Raw genomic sequence first — 22,153 nt, 5'->3', positions numbered from 1 at the left:
GCAGTCAACGCGCGTCCTGGACTCCTGGCGGCAACACCCCCCGGATCATCAGTGACAGGGCAAGAAAGCCATACCAGGACCAGCGACCAGATCCTCTGGTGAGGACCTATGAATGAATGTAACGGGGCACGAGGGTTGGCGGAGTCATGCGGGTCAGCTGTAAGGCCTGATTCGAAAGTGTGGGGTTTCTACGGCGCGGCCGACTGTTAGAAAAAGAAAACCCCCGGTTTTCCGGGGGTTTTCGTGACTGTGGCTCCGACCGGCGTCGATCCGGTGACCTTTCGATTTTCAGTCGAACGCTCTACCAACTGAGCTACAGAGCCATCAACTGTCAGGCAGTTGATAGAACAAAGGCTCTTCTGAAGCAGAAGAGCCTTGTGCTCCGCGACCCTGACGGGACTTGAACCCGCGACCTCCGCCGTGACAGGGCGGCGCGCTGACCAACTGCGCCACAGGGCCTTATTCTTTTAGGTCGAAACTGAAGTTTCGAGTACCCCCAACGGGATTCGAACCCGTGTCGCCGCCGTGAAAGGGCGGAATCCTAGGCCGCTAGACGATGGGGGCCTGGTGTTTCTGACCGCTTTCGCGGTGAGCAACAGAGATAACTATATAGGCCGCTCTGAGAGAATGCAAAACCGAGTGGAGATCTGCTGAGTGACCTTTGCCACTGTGGCTTATCCGTGTCTTCCCGGCTCTGGGCCGACGCCCGGTGCAGACTTAGACTGGACCGTGGAGGGAAGCGTGGAGAAGAGCATTTCGGACGACGAGTTCAACGAGGTTGTCGAACTTGCGCTCAGCGACCTTCCGGATGAGCTGCGCGAAGCCATGGACAACGTCGTCATCTTCATTGAGGACGACGCCCCGGAAGACGAACCCGACCTGCTGGGGCTCTACGAGGGCATAGCGCTCACAGAGCGCGACTCGGCTTATGGCTTCGTTCCGCCGGACACCATCAGCCTGTATAAGAACAACCTCATCGACTTTGCTTTGGACGACGACGATCTGCGCGACCAGATCTACGTCACCGTCATCCACGAAATCGCCCACCACTTCGGAATCGACGACGACCGCCTGCACGAACTCGGCTGGGCCTGAACTTCCCGGCTCGGGCCTGCTGGCGTGGGCCGGAACAAGCCTGGAATGAACGGGCCCGGTGTGTACGTTGTGCAGGCAGAAACCCGCAGCAGAGACTTACAACAAGGAGGACTGCCATGGCCACCATCGACCTGACAGCAGAAAAGTTCGAAGAGACCGTCCTGACCGACGGCATTGTGCTTCTTGACTTCTGGGCATCCTGGTGCGGCCCCTGCCGCCAGTTCGCGCCGGTCTTCGAAAAAGCCTCGGAAACGCACTCCGACGTGACCTTTGCAAAAGTCAATACGGAAGAAGAACAGCAGCTGGCCGCGCAGGCCGGGATCACCTCGATCCCCACGCTCATGGCCTTCCGCGACGGAGTGCTCGTGTTCCGCCAGGCCGGTGCCCTGCCCGGTTCGGCCCTTGACGACCTCATCGGCCAGGTCAAAGACCTCGACATGGACGAAGTCCGCCGCACCATTGCAGAAGCCGAAGCAGAAGAACAGAACTGACGCAGACTCCTCCCATACACACCGCTCACGAGGTGGTGCGCACCCGGGTGCGCACCACCTCGTGCGTTTGTCGGCAAGGGGAGAGCGGGAGTGAGCGAATCATCGCGAATTGGTACGAGGGAGCGGGTTTTCATATGGTGGACGGCAGACCAAACGGATAAGAGCCCGCACGCCCGCCGTGCAGGAGGAAGACGCGTGAAGACCCAGACCGCATCGACAACCGCACTCAAAGTGCTCAACGTCAAGGGAGTTTCCTATTCCCTGCACGAATTCGAGCACGATCCGGCGGCCCGCCGCTACGGAACAGAAGCGGCGGACAAACTGGGAGTCGAATACGGCAGAGTCTTCAAAACCCTGATGATCCTCGTCGACGGGAAACCGGTGATCGCACTGGTGCCGGTATCGGGGCAGCTCGACCTGAAAGCCGCGGCGAGTGCAGCCGGCGGTCGCAAAGCCCAGCTGGCGGGAGTGGCGGAAACTGAACGCCGCACCGGATTCACCACCGGGGGAGTGAGCCCGTTCGGACAGCGCCGTCAGCACCCCGTCATTGCCGACAAGACGATTGCAGACCACCCGACGGTGTTCGTGTCAGCAGGCAAACGCGGCCTTCAGGTGGAAATGCAGCCAGACGACGTCGTGTCGCTCACCCAGGCCAAAGTCGGTCGGATCGCGACCCTCGACTGACTGAAATCCTGGGACGGCTTCTTTTAGGCTCAGCGTCCGCCGCCCGCTACACGTCGCGGGGTGTGCCGATGATCGGCTGTGCAGAAACGGCGCTGATATCAGCCAGCATGCGCGCGTAGTCATCGACATCGTCCGCAGGAACTCCCGCGTGCATCGTGACATCCGCTGCGTATTCGGCATCGATGATCTTCCACCCGCGCTGCTCTGCGCGTGCTCGCACGGTGTCTGCCGTTGAATAGTCCAAGCGTGCGCTGACCGGGACAATGAGACTGCGGGTGATGATCTTTGTCTGCGCAAGAGCTTCAGAGGCGGCAGAACCGTATGCGCGGACAAGCCCGCCCGCTCCCAGCAGAACCCCGCCGAAATAGCGGGTCACAACTGCAACAACATCCGTCAGGCCGCTGCCGCCCAGAACATCGAGGATCGGTGCTCCCGCGGTTCCCGCAGGTTCGCCGTCGTCGTTAGAACGCTGCGTGCGAGCGTCCGGGCCCAGCACGTAGGCGGTGCACCAGTGGCGGGCTTTCGGGTGCAGCTGCTTCTGTTCGTCGATGATCCGCCGGGCCTCTTCTTCCGTGGCTGCCGGGGCGATGACGCCGATGAACTCGGACTTTTTGATCTCCAGCGTCGCCTCGCCGGCACCCGCAACAGTGCGGAAGGCTTCCACGGGGAATTCCGCGAGAGCCTCCCGCAGCTGTGCGGCAGAGTCTTCAGCGTTCACGCTCAGTCGAGAGCCCCGTCGGCCATGCGACGGACAACCTCGGTGAAGTGTTCGACACCGGCGACCATGTCTTCGTCGGTGGTGAACTCCTCTTCGTTGTGGCTGACGCCCTCAACGGAGGGCACGAACAGCATGACGGTCGGCACGATGTCCTTCATGTTCGTTGAGTCGTGGCCGGCGACGGTCATGATGTTCATGTGCGACAGGCCCAGGTCTTCGGCTGCCTGACGGCTGAGCTCGACACCGGATTCGTGGTAGGCCTGCTTGTCCCAAGCGTGCGCCGTGCCCTCTTCAATGCGGACCGCTGCGGTCTCTTCGATCTGCTTGATGCGCTCCTTGAGCTTGGCATCGGCCTGTTCGACCTTTTCCTGGCTGGGGGAGCGGAAGTCCATGTGCATGCGCACCTCGCTGGGCACCACGACCGGCGAGTTCGGCAGGACGACCATCTGCCCGACCGAGGAGTGGATGCCGAACTCATCGGCGATTTCGCGTGCCGCAATCACCAGGTGCGACGCGCCCAGCAGGGCGTCGTGACGGTCAGCAATGACAGTCGAGCCGGTGTGGGCCTGCTCGCCGTGGACGATCAGGTGGTACTTGTGGGCGGCCCACGTGGCCTCCACGAGCCCAATCTGCTTGCCGGCGTCCTCCATGAGGCGCCCCTGCTCCACGTGGATCTCGCCGTACGCGGCAGCCTGTGGGCCTTCGCCCGTGCCGAGGTAGCCGCCGGCGCGCAGGGCATCTTCGACTGACGTTCCGTCGAGGTCTTCGGTCTTGAGCACCGTGTCAGCGTCGAGTTTGCCGGTGTAGACGCCCGAGCCCATCATCGAAGGTTCGAAGCGCGAGCCTTCTTCGTTGAACCAGTTGACCACGCCGATGTTGTACTTCGGGGTGGTTCCGGCAGCCTTGTGGGCTTCGATCACGCGGTGGGCGGCGTGCGCTGCCGCAAGCACACCGTAGGCGCCGTCGAAGCGACCGGCGGTCGGCTGGGAGTCCATGTGCGAACCGAACAGGACGAACGGCGCATCAGGGGTGAAGCGGTACAGGCCGAACTGGTTTCCGACCCTGTCGACTTCAACGCTGAAGCCGCGCTCTTCCAGCCAGCCGCCAAGCCAGTTGCGCTGGTCGACGTCGGCTTCGGTCATTGCCTCTCGGTCCACACCGCCGCGGGCGGTCTGCCCGAAGCTGCTCATGGTGGCGAAGTCTGTGAGGAATTCCTGGGCGTGCGCGTCTGTGGACACTGCAGCTCCTTTCATGCTGTGGACGGGGTCAGTCGAGATTTCCGTGTGTGAAGCGGCCGCCGAGCATGGTGGCCGCAACGTTGATGTCTTTGATCGTGGTGGGGTCAACCGCAACCGGGTTTTCGTCGAGGAAGACGATGTCGGCCAGTTTGCCGCGGCTGAGTGTTCCCTTGTCGGCGAGGTCGCCGGAGGCTTCCGCCGCGATCGAGGTGTATGCGGTCAGCGCCTGTTCGGGAGTGAGACACTCATCAGCCGAGCCCATGACATCGCCGGAGCGGGTGCGGCGGTCAACAAATGCCTGGATGCCGCGCAGGGGAGTGCCGTCAGCACACGGGCGGTCGGACGAACCGGGCAGGAGAACCCCGCTGTCGAAGAACGCCTTGGCTCGGTAGAGCAAGGGTCGGCGGGCCTCGCCCAGGGACGCGTTCTGAGCATCACCGATCGCATCGGCAAAAGCCGCCTGCGGAGTGACCACAATGCCGTAGTCGCGCAGGGTCTTCAGCTGGGAGTCGCTGACCATGGCAGCGTGTTCAATGCGATTGGGAATCGTGTGTCCCGGCTGGCGCTGGGCGGGGAAGCCGTAGGTGTCCTGGGCTTCGCAGATGAATTCGATGGCCTTCGCGACGGCCTTGTCACCGATCGCGTGCACCGCCAGCGACCACCCGGCCCGGTAGGTGTCGAGGACCCGGGCGCGCAGCACCTCGGGGTCGTCCTGGAAGTAACCGGGCGTGTCTGAGCCCTCGTAGTTTTCGTACATGGCGGCGGTCTCAGAGCTCATAGCGCCGTCCATGAAGATCTTGATCGGGCCCAGGCGGAGCATGGGATCGCCGAAGCCGCTGACGACGCCCAGGTCAAGCCCCAGCCCGTTCTGATCGTCGTCGTGAGCGTGCAGGGGGCGCAGAGCATCGGCCATCGGCATGAGCTGGCCGCGCGCGTGCAGGCGGCCGTTCTGCCGGGCTTCCTGGTAGGCGCCGAGCTCGGTGGGAGAGTGCCCGATCCAGCCGGCGGCAATGCCCGCATCACCGAAGCTGGTCAACCCCTGCTGGGCATACGACTCAGTGGCCGCATCAATCGCATCAACCAGAAGCGATCGCGAATAGGGGCGGATGAGGTCCTGCACGAGGGCCTGCGCTGTTTCTTCAATGAGTCCGGTGGGCTTGCCGTGCTCGTCGCGGACAATCTTGCCGCCCTCGGGAGTTTCGAAATCATCGCGGAAAACACCTGCGCGTTCGAGCGCTTCCGTGTTGGCGATGGCAGCGTGGCCGGACACCTGGCGGATGAACATGGGGCGGCCGTCCGCAATCCGGTCGAGTACCTGAATGTCCGGGTACTGACCGTCGTAGTCGTTCTGCGAAAAGCCGGTGGCGGTCACCCATTCGCCGGGAGCCTTTTCCTTTGCGGCGGCTTCGAGTGCCGCGTACACGGCGTCCATCGTGCCGAGTTTTTCAACGCTGACGTCCAACAGGGTCATGCCGTACCAGGCGGTGTGGCAGTGGACGTCGTTGAAGCCCGGGGCGAGGAAGCGTCCGTCGGCGTCGAGAACGCGATCGGCTGCGGCGTCGTGGGCTTCGTCGCCCACTGCCACAATCCTGTCCCCGATGACGCCGATGGAGCCCAGCCGAGCGCGCGTGCCGTAGGGGTCGGCGTCGCCGGCGGGCTCCATCGTCAGAATATTGGCATTGTCGATTCTCAGATCAAGGCGCATGCTTCGATACTACGTCGGACGGTTTCCTATTCCATGTGGTCAGGGTCGAGAACGCGCTTGAGGAAGCTCTGCGTGCGCTTGTGCTGCGGGTTGCCGATGACGTCCTCCGGCGGACCCATTTCGACGACGACCCCGCCGTCCATGAAGACGACCTTGTCGGCGACTTCGCTCGCGAAGTTCATTTCGTGGGTGACCACGACCATCGTCATGCCCTGGCTTGCCAAGCGGCGCATGGCGTGCAGAACGTCGCCGACGGTTTCGGGGTCGAGCGCCGAGGTCGGTTCGTCGAACAGCATGAGGTCGGGATTCATGCACAGCGCACGCGCGATTGCCACACGCTGCTGCTGACCGCCGGACAGCTGGTCCGGGTAGCGATCTGCGAGGTGGTCCAGGCCGACGATCTTGAGGTTCTCCACGGCGATCTTCTGTGCTTCTTCGGGTGCGCGCTTGGCTACCCGGATCTGCGCGATCGTGCAGTTCTCCAGAACTGTCTTGTGGGAGAACAGGTTGAAGCTCTGGAACACCATTCCCACGTGCTGGCGCATGACATTGAGGTCGGTGTCGGGGTCCGTGGCGGTGAAGCCCGCGACCTCGATGGTTCCGCTGTTGGACTGTTCAAGCACGTTAATGCAGCGCAGAAGAGTCGACTTGCCGGAACCAGACGGGCCGATGAGGCAGACGACTTCGCCTGGCAGCACCTCGACGTTGATGCCCTTGAGGACTTCGACGTCGCCGTAGGACTTGTGCAGATCGGTGATTTTGACAGCCGGTGTGACGGCTGCGGTCTGTTCAGCAGTCATGTCAGGCTCCATTCGCTTTCTGCTGGCGGGATTCGAACTTGCGGGCCAGCCAGCCCAGGGGCAGTGTGATGACGAGGTAGCAGGCACCTGCTACCACGAGCGGCGTCAGGCCGGCTTCCGGTGCGGCGATGGCGTTCTTGCCGAACAGCGCCAGTTCGAACTGACTGGGCAGCAGGCCCAGCAGGTAGATCAGCGACGAGTCCTTCGTCATGATGATGATTTCGTTGGTCAGCGGCGGCAGGATGATCTTGAACGCCTGCGGAATGACCACCGAAATCATGGCCCGAGAGTGGCTCATGCCCAGCGAACGCGCCGCCTCGTACTGTCCTTTCGGCACAGCCTGCAGACCAGCGCGCAGAGTTTCGGCAATGTAGGCAGAGCCGACGATTCCCAGCGCCAGCATGACCGTGAGGTAGTTGTCGAGGTTGACCTTGAATGCGGTCGGGATGCCGAATCCGAAGGCGAGGAATACAAGAAGTGCGGGGACGCCGCGGAAGAATTCGATGTACGCCGTTGCGACCCAGCGGTACGGGCCCACCGAGGACAGCTTCATGAGCGCCAGCAGGATGCCCAGCGCCATGGCGAACACAAAGCCCAGGGCCGTGTAGATGATCGTGTTCTTCAGCGCGGTGGTGATCACTTCCGGGAACTGCTGGGCCATGATCCGGAAGTTGAAGAACTTGTCGACGATATTCGGCCAGTCGATTGTGACGGCCAGAATGATGACAACGATGAAGAAGATCGCGTACTGGATCGTCAGGGATGTGCGCCGGCGCTGCTTCATGCTCAGAGCCACGGTGCCTCCTGGTCAGGGATGGAAGAGGGGAATCTGCTCGGTAAAGGGTGCCGCTCACCCGTGGTGAGCGGCACCCCTCGGTTGGAATGTCAGCCTTCGGAGCCTTCGGCCACGCTGAGGCTTTCGGCGACTTCATCGCCGAACCACTGCTGGACGAGTTCGTCGTATTCGCCGTTCTCCAGCATTTCCTTCAGCATGGAGTTGAACTCTTCGGTCAGCTTGGTGTTGTCCTTCTTAGCGGCTGCACCAAGCTGTTCCCCGGTGTCATAGGTTTCGACGAGTTCGAGTTTGTCGTCAGCCTTGGTTGCTGCCGAGATGACCGAGATGTTGCCGACTGCGGCATCGACCTTGCCGGCCATGAGAGCCTGGGTCATCATGCCGCCGGTTTCGTACTGCACGGGCGAAATGCCCTTGTCCTTGGCGTAGGTTTCGCCGGTGGTCGCAGCCTGCACGCCGACCTTCTTGTCCTTGACGTCGTCGAGGCTCTTGAAGCCGTCCGACTTCGCCGCGGCCAAACCGAGGTTGTCGTTGAGGTACGGGTCGGTGAACTCCATCTTGGTCTTGCGGTCGTCGGTGATTGAAATACCGGAGATGGCGATGTCGCACTTGCCGGTGTCGAGCGAAGTTCCCGACTGGATTCCTTCGAACGGAGTCGTGAGCACTTCGGTTTCGAGTTCCAGACGCTCTGCCAGCTTGTCTGCCAGGTCGATGTCGAAGCCGACGGTCTTGCCATCCTTGACGAACTCAAAAGGTTCGTAGGGGATGTCAGAGCAGACGGTGAGCTTGCCGCTCTGCACCAGATCGAGATCTCCGGCTTCTGCGGTGCTGTCACCGCCACCGCCGCAGCCGGCGAGAACAAAGGATGCTGCCGCCGCGAAGGCGGTGATCGAGAGTGCTTTCTTCACGATGTCTCCTTAATAGCGCGGCAGGCCCATTCGTGCCGCTCCATGGGAACAGACCATACAGTGTCGCGGGTCACATTGGGGGAATTCTTCGGCAGATATTTCTCCGCAGTGCGAAATCGTTACCTGCCGCGCGGTCAGGAATCCTTGGCAACGCTGAGGCTGTCTGCGACTTCTTCGCCGAACCACTGCTTAATGAGCTCTGTGTATTCGCCGCTCTCAGTCATTTCCTTCAGCATTGCGTTGAACTCTTCGGTGAGCTCCGTGTTGTCCTTCTTGACGGCCGCGCCAAGCTGCTCGCCGTTGGAGTAGGTTTCGACGAGTTCGAGTTTGTCGTCAGCCTTGGTTGCTGCTGAGATGACCGAGATGTTGCCGATTGCGGCGTCGATCTTGCCGGCCATAAGGGCCTGCGTGAGCATCCCGCCGTTTTCGTACTGCACCGGGTTGATGCCCTCGTCCTGCGCGTAGGTTTCGCCCGAGGTTGCTGCCTGCACGCCGACCTTCTTGTCCTTGACGTCCTTCAGGCTCGCGAAGCCGTCCGACTTGGCGGCGGCCAGCCCGAGGTTGTCGTTGAGGTACGGGTCGGTGAAATCCATTTTCGTCTTGCGTTCATCGGTGATGGAGATACCGGAGATTGCGATGTCGCACTTGCCGGTGTCGAGCGAAGTTCCCGACTGGATGCCCTCGAAGGGGGTGCTCAGAACTTCGGTTTCCACGTCGAGGCGTTCGGCGAGCTTGTCGGCCAGGTCGATGTCGAAGCCGACGGTCTTGCCGTCCTTGACGAACTCAAAGGGTTCGTAGGGGACGGTTGCGCAGACGGTGAGTTTGCCGCTTTGGACCAGGCCGCTGTCGTCGGCGTCGCCTCCTCCGCATGCGGTCAAGGTCAGTGCGGTCACGGCGGTCAGTGCGGTGAGGATCTTCTTCACGGCTGCTCCTAGGGGTGCGGGGGCAGGAATCTGCCCGTGGTGGTGCGGGTGGGTGGCTCGAGCCTCCACTAATGAATATGCATTGTTAAGAATAATAACTCATTGCGGGTGAGGTGCCGGTCACGCCCCGTGCGGGGCTCGAATTCTCTGCGACACCTGGGCCGAGGTGCCAGGACAGCAAAAAGCCGGGCCCCGGCAATGCGGGGCCCGGCTTTTCGTGCTGTCAGCTGCTGCTGACTGGATGTATGAAAATTCCGCTCAGTGGCGGTATCCCTCAATCTGCAGGCTGACCTTCGGTGCCAGCACGGAGCCGAGCGCGGTGATCGCAGCGAGCGTCATGAGCATGAGGGGTGCCGGCCACCATGCGCCGTCGACCATGCCGAGGAACAGTGTTGCGAGCATCGGCATGAAGCCTGCCACGATCGCGGCGAGGTTCGAGCAGAGCGAAACACCCGAGGTGCGGTATTCCGGTTTGAACAGGGCCGTGATGACCGAGCCGTTGACCGCGTAGGACAGCGACACGCTCGTGATGCCCGCGGCAACACCGCAGATGACGAGTACGGAGATCTTGGTTTCGACCAGCCAGAACATGGGGAAGGCGAACGCCATGGTCAGCAGACCGCCGATCATCGAAGCGCGCGCCGAGCCGATCTTCTCGCCCACGCGGCCGTAGAAGATCATGACGATGATCTGCAGAACGGCGCCGATCATGGTTGCTGCGAGCATAAGGTTGGCCGGAAGTCCCAGGAAGTTCTTCCCGTAGGACACTGCGAACGTCGTCACGACGAAGAAGCCCGCCACACCCAGCAGAGTGGTCATGAAGCCTACGATGATGCCCAGCGGTGCTTCCTTCAGCAGCTTGAAGAACGGAACCGATTCCTTTTCGCCTTCGGCAATGAGCTTCTGGAACTCAGGGGTTTCATCCAGGTGCTGGCGGATGAAGAGAGCTACGAGCAGCAGCGGGATGGCGGCGATGAACGGGATGCGCCAGCCCCAGGCTTCAAAGCTTTCAGGCGGCAGGAGCACGCCGATGACGAAGAAGGCGCCGGACGACAGGATGGTGCCGATGGGCGAACCGACCTGCGGCATGACGGCGTAGCGTGCGCGTTTCTCCGGTGGAGCGGATTCAACTGCCGCCGTGACGGCTGAGCCCCACTCACCGCCGACGGCAAGGCCCTGCACAATGCGCAGCACGATCAGCAGGGTGGGTGCCCACACGCCGATGGTGGCGAACGTCGGCAGGATGCCGATGAGGCCGGTGGCCAGGCCGATGCCGGTGACGGTGACGATGAGGACGAGTTTGCGGCCGGCCTTGTCAGCCAGGTGGCCGAAGATGATGCCGCCGATGGGGCGGGCGATGAAGCCGACCGCCATCGTACCGAAGGAGGCCAGCAGAGCGGTGACCTTGTCGTCGGAGGCGAAGAAGTGGATGTTGAAGACAATGGCCGCGGCCGTGGAGAACAGGAAGAAGTCGTACCACTCCATGGCGGTGCCGACGAGGGCCGCGGTTGCGGCCCTGCGTGCCGTTCTTTCCTGTTGTTCCGGTGTCATTGAGGAAATTGCGGCGGTTCGCATATTGCCGCCTGACGGCTGAGTGGTGCTCACAGAGCCTCCCGGTGTGCAGCGCCGACTGTGGCGCGGACTACAGATTGGCTCCTCAGCCTAAACTCTCAGCCTGCTCACGCCAAGTTCACCCGCCGCGCACAGGAAGGCTGTGCGCGGCGAGTGACCACAACGCGATCAGGGCTGCAGAACCCAGTGGTTCTGCAGCCCTGATCGGCGGAAACGCTGTATCAGTCGGTGATGATGACGTCGAGAGTGCGCGGTCCGTGCACGCCGGCCACGCGCTGGAACTCAATGTCGACACTCGCGGACGGACCCGAAACCCACGTCTGCGGGGAGGTGGTCAGCCCTCGTTCTTCGAGCACGGCAACGCCCTCGGGGACGATTGTGCAGATGTCTTTCTTCTTGAGCACGATGATGTGGTGATCGGGCACCAGCGTGATTGCGCGGCGGCCGGTGTTCTCACCAGCCAGGCAGATGGTGCCGGTGTCGGCAATTGCGACCGTCGCACCCGTGACGACCGCGTCGACGGAGTCGAGTTCGTCGATCGACAGCGGCTCGTCCCGCGAGTCCTGAAGAACCTTTGCATCGGTCTTGTCAGCCCAGCCCGAGTCGAGGTCGTGCGGAACGACGATGCTGCCAGCATCCCCCAGCAGTTCGGCGACCTTCTGCGGCACCTGCGTGAGCGGCACCTCGTGAACTCCGGCGTCGTAGTCAACCAGGCGGTCGGTGAGCAACTCGATGCGCTCGGCCTCGCCCATATCAGCCGTCGTCCGGTACTCGCGGGGAATGTCCGAGCTGCTGATGGGTTCGGTGTTGCCCTCCGTGACGGGCCTGCCCAGCGCTGAGGCCAGGCGGTCGAGGATTGCGTGCTTGGCGTTCATGCGTTGTCTCCTCGTTCTTGCTTCCACCATTCGCGGAACGACTGCTTGGGCGGAGTGGGAATGGTGCGCGAGTGCGTCCACTTGCCGGCAACACCGGGCAGTGCCTTCACACCGGTCTTGGGCGAGACGAGGTTCGCCAGCGGCAGGGCCTTCTGCGCTTTGCCGAAGCGGTCGCCGTCACTCATCAGCCAGCTGGCCGCACTGAGAGCGGCATCGAGCTGGTTGGTGGGCACCTTGACCGGCTTCTTCTTTTCCTTTGCCTCGACGTCCTGATTGCGCAGGCGCACCAGGTGCTCGGGGATGTTGATCTTCACCGGGCAGGCGTCGTAGCAGGCGCCGCACAGGCTCGATGCGTAGGGCAGCGAGCCGTTGGCCGCCTCCTCGACTCCCGTCAGCAGCGGGGTGAGGATTGAGCCGATCGGGCCGGGATAAACCGAACCGTATGCGTGGCCGCCGGCGCGTTCATACACGGGGCAGACGTTCATGCACGCCGAACAGCGGATGCAGTGCAGGGTTTCGCGGCTGGCTTCGTCAGACAGCACGCGGGACCGCCCGTTGTCCAGCAGGATCACGTGAACATTCTGCGGGCCGTCGCCGTCAGCACTGCCGGTCCACAGCGACGAGTACGGGTTCATGCGTTCGCCGGTCGAAGAGCGGGGGAGCAGCTGCATGAACACGCTGAAATCGTCGAAGCTCGGCAGGAGCTTTTCAATTCCCATCACCGTGATGAGGGTTTCCGGAAGGGTCAGGCACATGCGGCCGTTGCCTTCGGATTCGACAACTGACAGTGTGCCGGTTTCGGCAATGCCGAAGTTCGCACCGGAGATCGCGACCTTGGTTTCGAGGAACTTGCGGCGCAGGTGCTTTCGCGCGGCTTCCGCAAGGTCTTCGGGGTTGTTCGACAGGTCGTCGGGAACATCCGGCATGCCGCGCTTGAAGATCTCGCGGATCTCATTGCGGTTGCGGTGGATGGCCGGCACGAGGATGTGGCTGGGACGGTCGTCACCCAACTGGACGATGAGCTCGGCCAGGTCAGTTTCGAGAGCGTCAATGTCGTGCTCGGCAAGGTACTCGTTGAGGCCGATTTCCTGCGTGGCCATCGACTTGACCTTGATGACCTCGCGGCGGCCGTCTTCGAGTACGGGAGCGTTTTCGACAACGAGATCTTCGACGATCTTGTTGGCTTCATCAGCATCGCGTGCCCAGTGAACCGTGCCGCCGGCAGCGGTGAAAGCCTCCTCGAACTGCTGCAGCAGCTCCGGCAGGTTCTTCATGACGTGGGCCTTAGTGGCAGAGCCGGCGGTGCGCAGTGCTTCCCAGTCCGGCATTTCGCTGATCCGCAGGTTCCGCTTGTGGCGGATGGTTCCGGTGGCGTTGGTCAGCGACGCGCGCAGCTGCGCGTTCGTCAGTTCGTGTTCAGCTACTTCTGGAAACGGGGTGGCCTCCGTGAGGAAGCCCTTGCCCGGCGGTGGAACGGATGGGATGCCGAGGAATGTCTGAGTCATCGCAGGGAACCTCCTGTGACCATGCTGCGGTCGAGCACGAGCGGATTGTCCTTTGTCGAGGCGAGAATGCGGGCCATGTGCACGGTCGCGGGAGGTTCGCCCATGGCCGGCATGAGCTCCTCCTGCCGCTGCAGGCCGCCCCCTATGTGCATGAGGCAGCTGGCATCGCCGCCGGAGCACACCGAAGCGCCGGTCGAGACGAGGGCTTCGACCTTGTCCTGGAGCATCGCGGTGGACACCTGCGGGTTCTTCACGGAGAACGTGCCGCCGAAGCCGCAGCACGAGTCTTGGTTCTGCGGCGCAACGACGGTCGCGCCCTCCACGGTCGAAAGCAGACGCTCCTGCCGGTCGCCCAAGCGCAGCAGGCGCATACCGTGGCACGACGGGTGGTAGGCAATCGTGTGGGGGAAGTAGGAGCCGAGATCCTCAGCCGAGTTCGTCACCCCGGCAACATCCGTGAGGAACTGCGCGAGTTCAAGAGTGCGCCCGGCGATGTCGTCGGCACGGGACTTGAGGGATTCGTCGTTCTGCGATTCGGCGATCATGCCGTGCTGGTGGCCCAGCGAAGCGACACAAGACCCCGACGGGGCGACCGCCCAATCCCATTCTTCTGATTCGAATGCTTCGACGTGGTTCTTCACGACCGGGTAGGCCTGGGCGAAAGCACCGGAGTTGATGTGCATCTGTCCGCAGCACGCCTGCTTGCGGGGAAAGATCACGGTGTGGCCCAAACGCTCCAGGATCGCGACGGTTGCTTTCGCCGTTTCCGGGTACATCGCGTCCACAATGCACGTGGCGAACAGGGCAATCCGCATGGCTGCTCCTCTCGTGTTCGGCAGTGCGCGGCATGGCACTGCTCACAGTTTCAGCCTAGCGGAATTACAGCGACAGGACTTGGCGTGAAGCGCGTGATCTGCGATGCAGTGCAATGGCGGTCAGCAGAAGCGCCAGGCCGACCACATTGAGGCCGATGCCGACAATAGCGGGCGACCGCAGGCCGTACCCGGCGGCCAGAACAATCCCGCCAAGCCACGCGCCCGCCGCATTGGCGGTGTTGAACGCGGCGTGGTTCATAGCTGCTGACAGGTTCGGGGCATCGTGTGAGTCGCGCAGCAGCCGCATCTGCAGGGCGGTGACGAAAACAGACCCGGAGATCCCCAGTGTGAACACGCACAGGAAAAGCATCACGGGAAGGTGAGCCGTGAACGCGAAGACAACCAGGGAAGACCCCATGAGAGAGGCCCCGGTGACGGCACCTCGTTCGATAGAGGCATCAGCCAAAGGCCCCGCAATCATCTGGCCGACCGTCATGCCTGCCCCGTATGTCACAAGGATCCACGGCACGGCCGAACCGGGAAGGTGGGCCAGGTCTGTGACGACGGGTGCGATGTAGGTGTAGACGGCGAACATGCCGCCGAATCCGACTGCTCCGGCCAGCAGGGTGAAGATGACCTGCGGGTTCGCCAGGGAGCGCACCTCACCGCGGACCGACGGCGGGACCGTCGGCTGCACCGCGGGGACGATGAGGATGATTGCCACGACGGTAACTGCGCCAATCGCGGCAATCAGCAGATAGGCGAGTCGCCAGTCGAGGTGGGACCCAACAGCGGTTGCCGCGGGAACACCGAGGATTGCGGCAACTGTGAGCCCCAAACCGACGGCGGCCATGGCGCGAGCGCGTCTTCCCTCCTGGACGATTCCGGCAGCGGCGACCGCGGCAAGGCCGAAATAGGCTCCGTGCGGCAGACCCGTGAAGAAGCGGGCGGCCAGCAGGATCGGCATTGTGGGAGCTGCCGCGACTGCGACATTGCCGAGGGTGAAGATGGCGGCCAGGACCACCAGCAGCATTTTGCGGTTGAGCTTCGCCCCGAGTGCCGTGATGACCGGGGCGCCGATGACAACACCGAGCGCGTACAGGGTGACAGCGGAACCGGCGTGGGTGATCGACGTCGAAAACGCTTCCGCAATGTTCGGAAGCAGACCCATTGTGGCGAATTCGGTTGTCCCAATGCCGAAGGTGCCGACCGCCAGAGCGGTGATGGCCGCGATGATTCTTCCGCGCGAGTGCTGCTGGGGCATGCTGGTTATTATTGCTCAGTGCCGAATTCTGCTGAAAACCCAGTGTCACCGCCGGCTTTTCCCGCCCCGGTGCGCCACCGCTGGTACGAAAACATGCTGGGATTCATCACCGGCAGCTACCTGACGTCCATCGGCTTGGCCATTCTGCACTCAGCGCAGGCGGTCACCGGCGGGACGGCTGGTCTGGCGCTGCTCGTCAGCTATGTTGTCGACCTGCCGATCGGTGTGCTTTTCCCGCTGGTCAATCTGCCGTTCTTCGCACTGGCCATCTGGAAGAAGGGGTGGGGATTCACCCTGCGGACCCTTCTGGCAGTGTCGGTTGTCGGTGTGCTGGCTGATTTCAACGAGGCGATGCTCGGCCTTCACGACCTCCCGATTCTCTACGGGGTGCCCACCGGCAGTGTGATTGCGGGTGTCGGCATTCTCATTCTGTTCCGCCACGGAGCATCTTTGGGCGGATTCAATATTCTGGCGCTCATCCTGCAGGAACGGGCTGGGCTCAACGCCGGTTCGGTCCTCATGGCGCTCGATGCCGTCATCGTGTTGGCGTCGTTCTTCGTCAGCCCGTGGCAGACGGTGCTGGTCTCCGTCATCGGCGTTGTTGTGCTCAACATAGTGCTCGCCGTCAACCACAAGCCCGGCCGCTATACCGGATACTGACACGGCGGCAGGCTCGCAGGCTGCTGACCGCTCAGGCGGCGATTGCTTTGAAGACGACCGCCGATGCCGCCGCCAGCAGAGCGCTGGCGGGCATGCCCATAAGCCAGACTGATATCACGAACACCAGGGTGCGCAGACGATTCCGACTGCGCCAGGCGAACCTGCTGTGCGGTGAGGCAAGCCCCGCGCCGATGTTGGTGCCGACCACGAGGAAGCTCATGGAGATCGGCACGCGGAGAACGAACGCCGCCAAGTAGGACAGCACGGCAGCAACCATGGTCGAGGTGCCGGCCCCCACCGGGTCGAGGGTCGACAGGCGCCTTGAGACGGTGTCGGCAACACGCCATCCGGACAGGAGCGTGCCGCCGGCAATGGCCAGGGCGCTCAGCACGATGATGATCCACAGCACGTAGCCCGGCAGCTGGTTCATGCTGGTGTCGCCGCGCGAAGAGAGCCACGCGGCAATGAAGACGGCGCCGATTTTCTGCGCGTCCTGCGAACCGTGGGCGACAGACAGGGCGGCTGTTCCCACGGCTGTACCCTGACGGAACACTCGGAAGACGGGCTTCGGTGAACGGTTGAGCAGAAACGGCATCAGCAGGGTGAGCGCAAGCCACGCAATGAAAAGCGCGGCAATCGGACTGATGGCCAGACGGAACAGCGAATCCACGACCAGGTCCGTGTTGAGCGGCTGCGCACCGTAGATGAAACCGGCTCCCAGCAGACCGCCGAAAAGGCAGTGCGTGGCTGAAATCGGGACCGCAAGAAAATACGTCGAGGTGTTGATGACCAGAGCCGCGAACAGTCCCGGAATCAGGATGAGCAGAAGATCGTGCCCCAGGGTGTCCACGGTGAGCAGGTGACCCGTCAGCGCCAGAAGGAGTCCCTGCCCCAGCAGCGCGCCGATGAAGTTGAATACCGCACACATGAGGAGAGCCTGGCGGGGGCGCAGCGTGCGCGTGGCCACCGCATTGCCCACCTGCACACCGGCATCGTGGAAGCCGTTGGAAACACCGAAAGCCAAGCACAGAAGGCCGGCGGCCAGAAGCAGAGGGTCCACGGTCAGGATTCCGTCAGAGCAATCTCTGCCACGATGCGGCCGACCTCCTGGAAGGCATTGCAGGTGTCCCGGAACGTCAGACTCAGCTGGATAGCGGCGCTGAGGTACACGGATCCTTTGCGCGAAGCCGGCACGGTGTCCGACAGCTGCTGGCGCAGAGCCAGCGCGCGCTTGGACAGGGTGTGCACCGACGCCGTGTACTCCCACTGGTCGAATTTGGCCGGCAGCCGCTGCGTCATGCGCTTGGTGTTGTCCGCGTAGTTCGACAGCAGTGCAAGCATTTCCAGTGCGCCCGCTGGGAGCTCTTCAAAAGCAGATGATGTCAGGGCGAAGCCCACCGAGCGCAGTTCGTAGCAGCAATCGCGCATAGCGGCGGCCAGCCGGTACAGCAGCGCGCGGTCGATCGGCGTGAGATAGGACTCGCGCAGAGCGCGTGTCAGCGCATCGAAGTGATCGTCGGCTTTGCCCGCGATGATTTCGAGCTGTGCTTGTGCTTCGCGACGATGTGGGGCGTCAATGCCGGAAAGTTCAGCCAGGACGAGGTTGGCTTCCTGCATGGCGGAAGACAGTTGGGCGAGCAGATCAAAGAAAACTGCGCTCGCGGCCTTTCGGGGCATGTCCTGTCCTCGTCTATTCAACACGTAGGGGGTGGTGTCGGGCCGAGTGCGCCTCTCGGCGGAAGGCCGCTCGAAGCGGCAAATGTTGGAGCCCGGGGCATCTAGCGGCCCGACACCGGTGCTCCGAAGAGCACACCTCCACTGTAAGCGACCCAGCGGAGCGAAGACCAGCTGCGCGGAGCCGCTAAACCAAACGTCCGCGGCGGAACTCTTCGGCACAGGCGCGCAGGTCGTCGCTCATCTGCGCAAACGACCGCAGACCAGAGTTGTCGGCATCGTCAGCGGCCCGTCCGCGGGTGACAATCGCAACAAAAGCCGCGGCACGTTCGAGCGCGATTGCGAAGTCCCCGCGAAACGCTCCGCGCATAATGTCGTCGACAACATCGGCCAGCTCTTCCGGGGTGGGCATGGGAGGGGTGCCCGCGATCACCTCGGCCACCGTGGAACCCCCGTCAGCAAGACCGGTGCGGTACCAGCGGGAGGCCTCGGCACCTCGGCGGCGGATCCAGGTGCGCAGCGCGTACAGGCGCCACAGTGCGCCCGGCAAGGAAACTGCAGGGGACCGCGCCCACAGCTGCGCAATCTGTTCCAGACCGTGCTCGTCAGCCAAGCGGACAAAGCGCTCGGTACTGGCAGAATCCCGGGTGCGGGAGGGATCGGTGATCACCATGCCCGCAAGCTCGTGGGCAAGCTCGGACTGTTCGGCCGGGCCGGGGCGCAAATCGGTGCCATCGAGGTTCGGGCGGCGCACGGGTTTGTGGAACCGGCGTTCGGAGCTCATGGATTCCAGTCTAAGGAGCCGCACAGAACCGCCTACTACAGTGGGGTTCGTGTCTAAGACAAGCAAAGCGCTCAAGGGCGCACAGAAGGCCGCGGGCTTTGCCGTGCGCCGCGACGGAACCCTTCAGCCGGCCGTGGAAGTTTCGCTGAGCAAACTGCTGAGCGTGCAGCGGCCCATGGTGCTGGCCTACCTGCGGACCATGCGCAGGCGCAATCCGGACGCATCCCCGCAGGAACTGGCCGACATCATCGGCAAGCACTACCGCAACGTGGCCATGGGCTCCGGAGCTGCCGTCGGCGCTGTTGCTGTTTTCCCGGGTTTGGGCACAACTGCCGCCCTGGGGGTTTCGGCTGCCGAAACAGCCGGGTTCCTCGAAGCGTCCGCGCTGTACGCGCAGGCTATGGCCGAACTGCACGGAATGACGATTGTCGACCGCCCCCGCGCCAACGCTCTGGTGCTGGGCCTCATGCTGGGCAAGGCCGGACGCAAACTGGTTCGCCAATTCTCAGAAGACGCCGGGGTCGCCGGCCAGACGAACGTCGAGCGCACCGGACGGGCGTGGGCGTCGATGGTCACGCAGTCCATCCCGTCGAACCTCCTGAACTCACTTATCAAGAAGATGCGCGACGAGATGATCAAGCGCTACAGCACGAAGACGATCGGCTCGACCATCGGTCGGATTCTGCCGTTCGGGCTGGGTGCGGCCGTCGGCATTATGGTCAACCGCTCAATGGCGAACGTCGTCATCAAAAGCGCCTCGAGTGCCTTCGGCGACATGCCGGACGACTTCATTGCCGAAACCGACCCTCGGATCACCAGCCTGCGCGAAGACCGGAAGATTTTGAGCTCACTCAAGAAGCTGGGTGCGCTCGTGGGGCGCCGTAAGAAGTCCGACGATGGCTCCGGTGACTCGGCCGATTCTGCTGCTTCGGGTGAGCTCAGCATGGTCGATGACATTGCCGAGCTTGATGAAGGTGCGAGTGACGGCGCGGAGGCTGAAGCTGCGAGCGTCGCGTCTGGCACTGCCGATGACGGGCCACGCACACACCGCGGCTGACGGCCCGCGCACACACCGCGGCTGACGGGCCTCGCACCCACCGCGGCTGGCTCCTGTCTGAGGCGCTGACTTCGGCGCGGGCACTTCGGTGCGCCGCCAGGCCAAGCCGGATTTGCGGTTTAATGCAGTTTCACGCGCTAATGCGCCGCATTACAGCGCAAATCTGCATTAAAGCGTGAGTCTGGAAGCGAAGGGCTGCAACGGCGAAGAGCTGGCACAAGCGGCGACGGGGCAACCAGCGGCGATGGGCTGCCGCCGGCGCATTGGATACAGTCGCTTCCATGACTGGACCAAGGCCTGCCCGCACCGCCGCCGCGTGGATGACCGCGGTGGGTCTGCTGGCAATCTCACTCAATCTGCGCGCCGCCGTGTCCTCAATTGGGCCGGTGATTGACGACATCCGCGCTGACCTTGGCTTTTCTGCTGCCGCGGCGTCGCTTCTGACCACGATTCCCGTCGTCGCCTTCGGCATCTTCGCCTTTGCAGTGCCTGGGCTGTCGAAGCGTTTGGGGATGCACCGGCTGCTGGGCCTCGTTCTGGTGGTCCTGGTCGCGGGCATTCTTCTGCGCAGCATGCCCGGGCTCGCCCTGCTGTTCCTCGGCACGTGCCTCGTAGGTGCTGCCATCGCGGTGGGCAACGTAGTCATTCCGGCTGTTATCAAAAGTGATTTCGCCGCAAAGTCGGGGCTCATGATGGGCCTGTACTCCACATTCATCGGCATCGGCGCGTCACTCGGCGCGGGACTGACCGTGCCGCTGCGGGACAGTTTCGGTGGCAGCTGGCGCTGGGCGCTGGCCGCGTGGGCCGGTCTGGCCGTATTCGCGTTGCTGACCTGGGTTCCCCAGATAATCCGGCGAGGTGCCGGAACCAAACCCGGCGGCACCTCGGCAGACGAGGTGGGGCTGGGGGAGGGCCGCATCAGCGGCTCCCGCGCCGTGAAGGTGAGCGCGGGAATGCGCGAGCTGCTGACCGACCCGGTTGCGATCGCGGTGACGCTGACAATGGGCATTCAGTCGATGACGTACTACGCCTCGCTCACGTGGGTGCCGTCGATCTTCATGGCCGCGGGAATGCCTGCGGACAAAGCCGGGTGGATGGTGGCGTTTACCGTGTTCCCGGCAACTGTCACTTCGCTGCTGGCGCCGGTGTTCGCCCAGCGGGTTCGACCCACGTGGCTGCCGATGCTGATTGTGGTCGGGCTGGGCATAAGCAGTTGTGTGGGGCTGCTGACTGCCCCGCTGGCCGCACCCTACGTGTGGATGACGTTGCTGGGCTTTGCCCAGGGTGCGCAGCTGGCACTGAGCTTGAGCTTCATTGTGTGGCGCTCGCCTTCGGTGCCGATGACGGCGAAGGTGTCGACGATGGCGCAGGGCTTCGGCTACATTCTGGCAGCCGCCGGTCCGATTGGAATGGGTGCCCTGCACTCTTTCAGCGGAGGGTGGACGGTGCCGATCATCGCTTTGCTGTGCGTGTACGCCGTGCTGTTCGCGGTGTCGGTGCTGGCGGCCAGGGACGGCTTCGTGCTGGGCCGCGCAGGCAGGGAGGTCGTCGCTGACTGAAGAGTGCGCTGTGCCGACGGTTGTGCGCATTCGCCGGGATACCCCAGATTTGCGCTTAAATGCAGATTCACGCGCAAATGCAGCGCATTAAAGCGTGAATCTGCATTTAAGCGTGACTTTGGCACGGCGCTCACATGCCGCTGAAGTCCGGGCGGCGCTTTTCCATGAACGCGGCAAAAGCCTCGCGCGCAGCCGGTTCGTGGAGCATGGCGCTGAAAGTCTGAGCTTCGTCGTCAATGCGCTCCAGGATCTGCTGGCGCAGCACTTCCGGTCGCAGCAGCTCCTTCGTCACGCGCAGCGACTTTGCGGGTTTGGCCGCAAGCTTGGCCGCGGTTTCCTGCGCCTTCGGGAGCACCTCGTCAGGTTCGAGGACAGCGTTGACGAGCCCCGCCTCGTAAGCCAGTTGGGGAGAGAACGGCTCGCCCAGCATGAGCAGCTCAGCCGCGCGGGCATGCCCGACGACCTTGGGAAGCAGCAGTGACGAAGCGGCTTCCGGGCACAGCCCCAGGTTGACGAACGGCAGGCTGAGCTTCGCGTTGGTTCCGGCGTACACCAGGTCGCAGTGCAGAAGCATGGTTGTGCCGATGCCGACGGCCGGTCCGCACACGGCTGCGACCAGCGGCTTGGGGAACACGGCAAGAGTATGGAGGAAGCGGAAGACGGGCCGCGAAAGGCCCGCTTCGGCAGGTGTGTTCTGGAAATCGCCGAGGTCGTTGCCCGCACTGAAAACGCGTTCGCTGCCCTGGACGACGACCACGCGAACATCGCTGTTGTCGACTGCGGCTTCAAGTGCGTCGGCCAGCGCGGTGTACATATCGTTCGTCAGCGCGTTCTTTTTGTCTTCGCGGTTGATGGTGATGGTCAGCACCCCGGCGTCGACGGCGGTCAGAACTTCGCTCATAATCTCTCCTGAAAGTCTGTGGCTGGTGTCACTGTAGCGAATTCTGGCTGCTGTGACGCTTTGCCTGCGCGAATTGTTGCGCTTGATTGCAGGCGCAGGCGCCGCTGCGGGTTTTATTGCATGCGGGTTTTA

22 protein-coding genes and 3 tRNA genes are annotated in these 22,153 nt (G+C 63.1%); 6 read left to right on the top strand and 19 right to left on the bottom strand.

All coding sequences use genetic code 11. The annotated features are described in order from the left end of the window. Positions 1-250 precede the first annotated feature (250 nt). The 3 genes from Bravens_RS04505 to Bravens_RS04495 form a co-directional block, all read right to left on the bottom strand. Positions 251-323: transfer RNA gene (locus Bravens_RS04505), tRNA-Phe, on the bottom strand. A gap of 62 nt (positions 324-385) precedes the next feature. Beyond that, a tRNA-Asp gene (locus tag Bravens_RS04500) sits at positions 386-459 on the bottom strand. A gap of 32 nt (positions 460-491) precedes the next feature. Continuing rightward, positions 492-564 (bottom strand) — tRNA-Glu (locus tag Bravens_RS04495). A 177-nt stretch (positions 565-741) separates the two neighbouring features. Here Bravens_RS04495 and Bravens_RS04490 point away from each other — a divergent pair. The 3 genes from Bravens_RS04490 (at position 742) to ybaK (ending at position 2,270) form a co-directional block, all read left to right on the top strand. Beyond that, entirely contained in the window at positions 742-1,095 is a 354-nt protein-coding gene (locus Bravens_RS04490) for a metallopeptidase family protein (protein WP_019175866.1), read from the top strand. Between the two features lie 116 nt (positions 1,096-1,211). Beyond that, positions 1,212-1,586, top strand: a complete 375-nt coding sequence (gene trxA / locus Bravens_RS04485; protein ID WP_019175865.1) for a thioredoxin — start codon at positions 1,212-1,214, stop codon at positions 1,584-1,586. A 195-nt stretch (positions 1,587-1,781) separates the two neighbouring features. After that, positions 1,782-2,270, top strand: a complete 489-nt coding sequence (gene ybaK, locus Bravens_RS04480; protein WP_062020682.1) for a Cys-tRNA(Pro) deacylase — start codon at positions 1,782-1,784, stop codon at positions 2,268-2,270. A gap of 46 nt (positions 2,271-2,316) precedes the next feature. Here ybaK and Bravens_RS04475 read toward each other — a convergent pair whose 3' ends face one another. From Bravens_RS04475 to Bravens_RS04420, 12 genes are all read right to left on the bottom strand, one after another. Further along, positions 2,317-2,988: a YigZ family protein gene (locus Bravens_RS04475; protein WP_082791030.1), complete on the bottom strand. Its 672-nt coding sequence runs from the start codon at positions 2,986-2,988 to the stop codon at positions 2,317-2,319. A 2-nt stretch (positions 2,989-2,990) separates the two neighbouring features. Further along, positions 2,991-4,226 (bottom strand): M20 family metallo-hydrolase, encoded by a 1,236-nt coding sequence (locus Bravens_RS04470; RefSeq protein WP_019175862.1) that lies wholly within the window; start codon positions 4,224-4,226, stop codon positions 2,991-2,993. Between the two features lie 28 nt (positions 4,227-4,254). Further along, complete coding sequence (locus Bravens_RS04465; RefSeq protein WP_062020679.1) at positions 4,255-5,931, bottom strand: amidohydrolase; 1,677 nt, start codon at positions 5,929-5,931, stop codon at positions 4,255-4,257. Positions 5,932-5,957: 26 nt separating this feature from the next. Next, positions 5,958-6,731, bottom strand: a complete 774-nt coding sequence (locus tag Bravens_RS04460; RefSeq protein ID WP_062020675.1) for an amino acid ABC transporter ATP-binding protein — start codon at positions 6,729-6,731, stop codon at positions 5,958-5,960. Position 6,732: 1 nt separating this feature from the next. After that, positions 6,733-7,527 (bottom strand): amino acid ABC transporter permease, encoded by a 795-nt coding sequence (locus Bravens_RS04455; RefSeq protein ID WP_062020666.1) that lies wholly within the window; start codon positions 7,525-7,527, stop codon positions 6,733-6,735. An 89-nt stretch (positions 7,528-7,616) separates the two neighbouring features. After that, positions 7,617-8,432: an ABC transporter substrate-binding protein gene (locus tag Bravens_RS04450; RefSeq protein ID WP_062020662.1), complete on the bottom strand. Its 816-nt coding sequence runs from the start codon at positions 8,430-8,432 to the stop codon at positions 7,617-7,619. A gap of 134 nt (positions 8,433-8,566) precedes the next feature. Further along, positions 8,567-9,355: an ABC transporter substrate-binding protein gene (locus Bravens_RS04445; RefSeq protein ID WP_062020659.1), complete on the bottom strand. Its 789-nt coding sequence runs from the start codon at positions 9,353-9,355 to the stop codon at positions 8,567-8,569. Between the two features lie 258 nt (positions 9,356-9,613). Continuing rightward, the gene (locus Bravens_RS04440; protein WP_062020698.1) at positions 9,614-10,906 is read right to left on the bottom strand and encodes an MFS transporter; all 1,293 of its coding nucleotides are present in this window, start codon (positions 10,904-10,906) and stop codon (positions 9,614-9,616) included. Between the two features lie 242 nt (positions 10,907-11,148). Continuing rightward, positions 11,149-11,802: a LutC/YkgG family protein gene (locus Bravens_RS04435; RefSeq protein ID WP_062020656.1), complete on the bottom strand. Its 654-nt coding sequence runs from the start codon at positions 11,800-11,802 to the stop codon at positions 11,149-11,151. Continuing rightward, entirely contained in the window at positions 11,799-13,307 is a 1,509-nt protein-coding gene (locus tag Bravens_RS04430) for a lactate utilization protein B (protein WP_062020654.1), read from the bottom strand. The genes Bravens_RS04435 and Bravens_RS04430 overlap by 4 nt, the downstream gene beginning before the upstream one ends. Continuing rightward, a complete protein-coding gene (locus Bravens_RS04425; protein ID WP_062020651.1) occupies positions 13,304-14,122 on the bottom strand; it encodes a (Fe-S)-binding protein in 819 nt (272 codons plus the stop codon). Before Bravens_RS04425 ends, Bravens_RS04430 begins: the two co-directional genes overlap by 4 nt. 64 nt (positions 14,123-14,186) lie before the next feature. Continuing rightward, positions 14,187-15,386: an MFS transporter gene (locus Bravens_RS04420; RefSeq protein WP_062020648.1), complete on the bottom strand. Its 1,200-nt coding sequence runs from the start codon at positions 15,384-15,386 to the stop codon at positions 14,187-14,189. Positions 15,387-15,404: 18 nt separating this feature from the next. Between Bravens_RS04420 and Bravens_RS04415 the strand changes: the two genes are divergently transcribed. After that, positions 15,405-16,046 (top strand): YitT family protein, encoded by a 642-nt coding sequence (locus Bravens_RS04415; RefSeq protein ID WP_231863979.1) that lies wholly within the window; start codon positions 15,405-15,407, stop codon positions 16,044-16,046. Between the two features lie 31 nt (positions 16,047-16,077). On the opposite strand, the gene Bravens_RS04410 is transcribed toward Bravens_RS04415, so the two are convergent. From Bravens_RS04410 to Bravens_RS04400, 3 genes are all read right to left on the bottom strand, one after another. Then, on the bottom strand, positions 16,078-17,106 hold the full coding sequence (locus Bravens_RS04410) for an inorganic phosphate transporter (RefSeq protein ID WP_062020645.1): 1,029 nt from the start codon (positions 17,104-17,106) through the stop codon (positions 16,078-16,080). A gap of 2 nt (positions 17,107-17,108) precedes the next feature. Further along, entirely contained in the window at positions 17,109-17,723 is a 615-nt protein-coding gene (locus tag Bravens_RS04405; protein ID WP_061941657.1) for a hypothetical protein, read from the bottom strand. A 184-nt stretch (positions 17,724-17,907) separates the two neighbouring features. Beyond that, positions 17,908-18,504 carry a hypothetical protein gene (locus tag Bravens_RS04400; protein WP_061941660.1) on the bottom strand — a complete coding sequence of 199 codons (597 nt, stop codon included), beginning with the start codon at positions 18,502-18,504 and terminating at the stop codon, positions 17,908-17,910. A gap of 49 nt (positions 18,505-18,553) precedes the next feature. On the opposite strand from Bravens_RS04400, the gene Bravens_RS04395 reads away from it, so the two are divergent. Beyond that, complete coding sequence (locus Bravens_RS04395) at positions 18,554-19,561, top strand: hypothetical protein (protein ID WP_157452703.1); 1,008 nt, start codon at positions 18,554-18,556, stop codon at positions 19,559-19,561. 281 nt (positions 19,562-19,842) lie between these two features. Beyond that, on the top strand, positions 19,843-21,120 hold the full coding sequence (locus Bravens_RS04390; protein WP_244878117.1) for an MFS transporter: 1,278 nt from the start codon (positions 19,843-19,845) through the stop codon (positions 21,118-21,120). A 130-nt stretch (positions 21,121-21,250) separates the two neighbouring features. On the opposite strand, the gene Bravens_RS04385 is transcribed toward Bravens_RS04390, so the two are convergent. After that, a complete protein-coding gene (locus tag Bravens_RS04385; RefSeq protein WP_062020638.1) occupies positions 21,251-22,021 on the bottom strand; it encodes an enoyl-CoA hydratase in 771 nt (256 codons plus the stop codon). Positions 22,022-22,153 lie beyond the last annotated feature (132 nt).

The sequence above is a fragment of the Brevibacterium ravenspurgense genome (assembly GCF_001584615.1).
GTDB classification, from domain to species: domain Bacteria; phylum Actinomycetota; class Actinomycetes; order Actinomycetales; family Brevibacteriaceae; genus Brevibacterium; species Brevibacterium ravenspurgense.
Note: the sequence above shows the minus strand (reverse complement) of the source record. Positions and strands in the feature narration are given on the sequence as shown.